The following is a 4,556-nucleotide window of genomic DNA, read 5'->3' as shown; positions in this document are numbered from 1 at the left end:
CGCTGGTGGACGCCCTGCGCGCCGCGCCCGGCCCGGTGGAGGCGGCCCCCGACGCGCGGGCCCTCCAGGTGCTCTTCGAGGAGCACGCGGCCAAGGAGAACGACCTGGTGCTGCCGCTGCTCGCGGCCACGTCCGCGGTCTCCCTGGCGGAACTGCTGAGGGACGTCCACCAGCGGCTCGCGCACCGCTGATCCGCCGGTCCAACCGCTGATCCCCCGGTCCGCCGGTCCGCCGATCGGCATGAGGAAAGGAAAAGACATGGACGGATCCCGCCTCCGGGCCGCCGCCCTGCTGGGCACGGTCGGCGCCGGGCTGGTCGCCGCCGGGCCGGTCATGCTGCTCCGCGGCCGCGGCGGCAGGAAGGAGATCCGGGCGGAGCTGGCCGCCCAGAGGATCACCTTCCCCGAGCACGGGCTTCCCGCCGAGCTCGCCCGCTACGCCGGCCGGCCGGTGGAGACCGGCCCCGACGCGCACGCCTACGCGGAGTTCATCAGGGGCAACCTCGCCCACACCACCGGTGGCCGCGCCTACGCCGAGATCACGGCGGAGCTGCACGCCGCCGGAGGCGACGACGAGAAACTCCTCAAGCTGCGCCAGACCGCGTTCACCGGCCAGTCGCTGCGCGCCTCGCTGATGTCGGCCTACCAGGCATGGCACCTCACGACCCTCGTCACGGGCCTGGGCGCCGCCCTGACCGGCCTCGGGGTCGCGCTGGTGGCGACCGCCGACGCCCTGGCCTCACCTTCTTCCGACCGCCGTGCATGACGTCGAACGTCCCCGAGGCCGTGTGGCGGGCGCCGCGGCGCAGGCCATCCGCCGACAGCGGCACGACGCGGCCGACCGGCCGTTCATCGTCATCTGGGAGTCCACCCGGGCCTGTCCGCTGGCCTGCCGCCACTGCCGGGCCGAGGCCGTCCCCGACCGCGACCCGCGCGAGCTGGACACCGCCGCGGCCAAGGGCCTGCTGGACCAGGTCGCCGCCTTCGGACAGCCCGCCCCGCTGTTCGTCATCACCGGCGGCGACCCGTTCCAGCGCCCCGACCTGACCGAGCTCATCGCCCACGGCCGCGAGGCCGGCGTCCGGGTGGCGGTGTCCCCGTCCGGGACGCCGACGCTCACCGAGGAGCGGCTGCGGGCCGTGCACGCGGCGGGCGCGAGCGGGCTCTCGCTCAGCCTGGACGGCTCCACCGCCGCCCTCCACGACGACTTCCGCGGTGTGCCGGACGTGTTCCGCCTGACCCTGGACGCCTGGGACACCGCCCGCGCCCTCGGCCTGAAGGTGCAGATCAACACCACGGTCGCCCGGCACAACCTGCACGACCTCCCCGACATCGTCCGGCTGGTCCGCGACCACGGGGCGATGCTCTGGAGCGCCTTCTTCCTGGTGCCGACCGGCCGTGGCCGCGCCCTCGGCGCGCTGACCCCGGACGAGGTCGAGGACGTCCTGAACTTCGTCCACGACGTCGGCCTGACCATCCCCGCCAAGACCACCGAGGCCCACCACTTCCGCCGCGTCGCCCTGCAGCGCCGGGTCCTCGCCGAGCGCGGCGACGACCACGCGGCGGTGCTCGGCCTCGGGCCGCTCTACCGGGAGCTGTCCGCCCGGGCCGCCGAGCTGGGGCTGGACGCCGCCACGCGCCGGGTGCGGAGACCGCCGCTGGACGTCAACGCCGGCCGCGGCTTCGTGTTCGTCTCGCACACCGGTTCCGTCCATCCCAGCGGCTTCCTGCCGCTGAGCGCGGGGAACGTGCGCGAGACGCCGCTGACGTCGATCTACCGGACCTCGCCGCTGTTCACGGGCCTGCGGGCCGCCGACACGCTCGGCGGCCGGTGCGGGCAGTGCGAGTTCCGCCGGGTCTGCGGCGGTTCGCGGTCGCGCGCGTACGGCGTCACCGGCGATCCCTACGCCGAGGAACCGTGGTGCGGCTACGTCCCCGGGTCCTTCCCGTACCAGCGGGAACTGGCCGCGCTGCTGCCCGAGGGCGCGTGAGCCGCGCCGGCTCCACCGTCCGGCACGTCCGGCACGTCCGGCGCGTCCATCGCGCTCGGCTGCGGGGAGCAGCCTCGCCTGACGGAAGTCGCTGCCGGGCCTTGCCGGACGGCTGCTCCTACCGGTCGCTGAGGCTCGCGGTCGCCGGGCTCTCCAGGGCGCTGCGCGGGCCGTTGAGCTCGCGGCCGGTGACCATCTCGGACTCGATCCGCACGAACACCGCCTCCCGCAGCGGCATCCAGGACGCGGGGCCGGCCTGGGACAGCCGGTCGTGCTCGGCGGGGTCGGTCACCACGGTGGCCTGGCCGGTCACGACCACGCTCCAGCCGGACCGGGTCGCCGCGTCGAACTCGTCCGCCTCGAAGGCGACCACGACGCCGTCGATGGCGCGCACGAGCTCCGAGCCGGGCGAGGTGCGCAGCACCACCGAGGCGTCGGTGTCCAGGGCGAAGTTGATGGGCAGGACCGCGGGCAGCGCCTGCCGGGTGTAGACCACGCGGCCGACCGGCGCCTTGGCCAGCAGGCTCAGGCTCTCCTGCCGGTCGAGGGCGCGGAAGGCGTCGTTTTTGAGCATTCCTCCATCGTGCCCGCCGCGGACGGCGCTGAGTAGGGCCGACCGGCCCCACCTTGCCATCACACAGAACAGCTGGTCAGAGGCGGTGTCGCGGCGGGTCGGGACCGTCCGGGCGGACGGGTGGCGGCTGCCGGGCCGGAGCGGAGGGACGACCGGGCCCGGCGGCTGGGGACCGTCCGCCCGCCGGTAGGGACCGATGGCCCCTCCCCCGGATGATCGCCGACGCCCAGAGTGGTGACGGGCGAACCACCCTCCGCAGGCGAGGGGCCCGCGTCGCCCCTGCGATCCCGGTGGCGCCGTACCACCTGAAGAAGGAAGAGGACGGACAACACATGGTCCAGCCGTTGAAGTCGAAGAGCGGCCCCCCGCCGTCGGGCGCGCCGGTGCCCGGCCAGGCGTGGCTGATGCTGGCGCTGGCCACCGTCGGTTTCGCCGTGAACTTCTGGGCGTGGGCGCTACTCAGCCCGCTCGGCCCCCGGTTCAAGGACGGCCTCGACCTGACCTCCTTCGAGCAGTCGCTGCTGGTGGCGGTCCCGGTCGTGGTCGGCTCGCTGGGCCGTATCCCGGTGGGCGCGCTGACCGACCGGTTCGGCGGCCGGGTGATGTTCCCGATCGTCTCGGCGGTCACCATCGTCCCGGTGCTCTACCTCGGGCTGGCCGGGCACTCGTCCCTCACCGCGCTCCTGGTCGGCGGGTTCTTCCTGGGCATCGGCGGCACCGCCTTCGCCGTCGGCGTGCCGCTCGTCAACGCCTGGTTCCCGCCCGCGCGCCGCGGCCTCGCCATCGGCGTCTTCGGCGCGGGCATGGGCGGAACCGCCATCAGCGCCCTGACCACGGTGAAACTGGTCGACGCGAACAGCATGTCCACCCCGTTCCTGATCACCGCCGGGGTCCTGGCGGTCTACGCCGTGGTCGCCGCGCTGCTGCTGCGCGACGCGCCCGGACGCAACGTCCCGACCGAGCCGCTGGCCCGCCGGCTGGCCGCCACCGCCCGGCTGGGCATCACCTGGCAGGCGTCCGCGCTGTACGCCGTGGCCTTCGGCGGCTACGTCGCCTTCTCGGTCTACCTGCCGACCTACCTCAAGACCGACTACGGCCTCACCCAGGCGGACGCCGCCAACCGCATGGCCGGGTTCGTCCTCCTCGCGGTGGCGATGCGCCCGATCGGCGGCTGGCTGTCGGACCGGATCGGCCCGGTCCAGGTGCTGGCGGGCACGCTCGCCGTGGTCGTCGCCGGCGCGGCCGTGCAGGCGTTCGGCCCGGCGCTGGCCCCGGTGGGCACCATCGCCTTCCTCGCCATGGCCGCCGCGCTCGGCGCGGGCAGCGGGGCGACGTTCGCCCTGGTGGCACTGCGCACGCCGGCCGGCCAGGTCGGGTCGGTCACCGGTGTGGTCGGCGCGGCGGGCGGACTGGGCGGCTTCCTTCCGCCGCTGGTGATGGGCGCGCTGTACGGGGAGTACGGCTCGTACGCGGCGGGCCTCGCCCTGCTCGCCATCGTGGCCGCGGCGGCGCTGCTCTACACCCTCACCGGCGTCCGCGCCGCGTCCGGGAGCGGCGAGAAGAAGCCGCGCCCGGGCCGGGGGCGGGGACACCGCGCCGCCGACACCACCGTCTGAAACGTCTTCCGCAGGCCCGCACCGGCAGGTCGAGGCCCACGACCCGCCCACACACGGGCGGCGGGCCTCCCCGACCGGATCATCCGAAGACCGGGCACCGCCACGACGAGGCGGTGCCCGGCCCGTGCTTTCACAGGGGTGGACGCACGGGCACGAGGACGACGCGGCCTCGGTCAGGCGGTCGCGGTCACGCGTCCGGTGCGGGCAGCGGGACGGCCCAGACGAGGACGGTGCCGCCCGGCCGGTTCGAGGACACCTCGAACTCCCCGCCCAGCTCCTCGGCCCGCTGCCGCAGGTTGTCCAGGCCGCTGCGCCGGGTGACGGCCGGGTCGATCCCGCGGCCGTTGTCGGCGACCCGCAGCCGCAGCGTCCGGTC

At 75.2% G+C, this 4,556-nt stretch carries 6 protein-coding genes; 4 read left to right on the top strand and 2 right to left on the bottom strand.

Going from position 1 to position 4,556, the window contains the following annotated elements; genetic code table 11:
- The 3 genes from AB0J52_RS28630 to AB0J52_RS28620 all read left to right on the top strand — a co-directional run.
- On the top strand, positions 1 to 191 hold a 191-nt coding region (locus tag AB0J52_RS28630), incomplete at its 5' end, for a hypothetical protein (protein WP_500185597.1).
- 67 nt (positions 192 to 258) lie between these two features.
- Positions 259 to 765: a hypothetical protein gene (locus tag AB0J52_RS28625; protein ID WP_500185596.1), complete on the top strand. Its 507-nt coding sequence runs from the start codon at positions 259 to 261 to the stop codon at positions 763 to 765.
- Positions 758 to 1,990 (top strand): TIGR04053 family radical SAM/SPASM domain-containing protein, encoded by a 1,233-nt coding sequence (locus AB0J52_RS28620; RefSeq protein ID WP_500185595.1) that lies wholly within the window; start codon positions 758 to 760, stop codon positions 1,988 to 1,990. Before AB0J52_RS28625 ends, AB0J52_RS28620 begins: the two co-directional genes overlap by 8 nt.
- Before the next feature lie 118 nt (positions 1,991 to 2,108).
- Here the strand turns inward: AB0J52_RS28620 and AB0J52_RS28615 are convergent, their stop codons facing one another.
- Complete coding sequence (locus AB0J52_RS28615; protein WP_500185593.1) at positions 2,109 to 2,564, bottom strand: pyridoxamine 5'-phosphate oxidase family protein; 456 nt, start codon at positions 2,562 to 2,564, stop codon at positions 2,109 to 2,111.
- 332 nt (positions 2,565 to 2,896) lie between these two features.
- On the opposite strand from AB0J52_RS28615, the gene AB0J52_RS28610 reads away from it, so the two are divergent.
- Entirely contained in the window at positions 2,897 to 4,180 is a 1,284-nt protein-coding gene (locus tag AB0J52_RS28610; protein ID WP_500185592.1) for an MFS transporter, read from the top strand.
- A gap of 187 nt (positions 4,181 to 4,367) precedes the next feature.
- On the opposite strand, the gene AB0J52_RS28605 is transcribed toward AB0J52_RS28610, so the two are convergent.
- A partial coding sequence (locus AB0J52_RS28605) for an ATP-binding protein (RefSeq protein ID WP_500185591.1) occupies positions 4,368 to 4,556 on the bottom strand: 189 nt, incomplete at its 5' end.

Source organism: Spirillospora sp. NPDC049652, from assembly GCF_040675125.1.
Taxonomy (GTDB): Bacteria; Actinomycetota; Actinomycetes; order Streptosporangiales; family Streptosporangiaceae; genus Spirillospora.
Note: the sequence above shows the minus strand (reverse complement) of the source record. Positions and strands in the feature narration are given on the sequence as shown.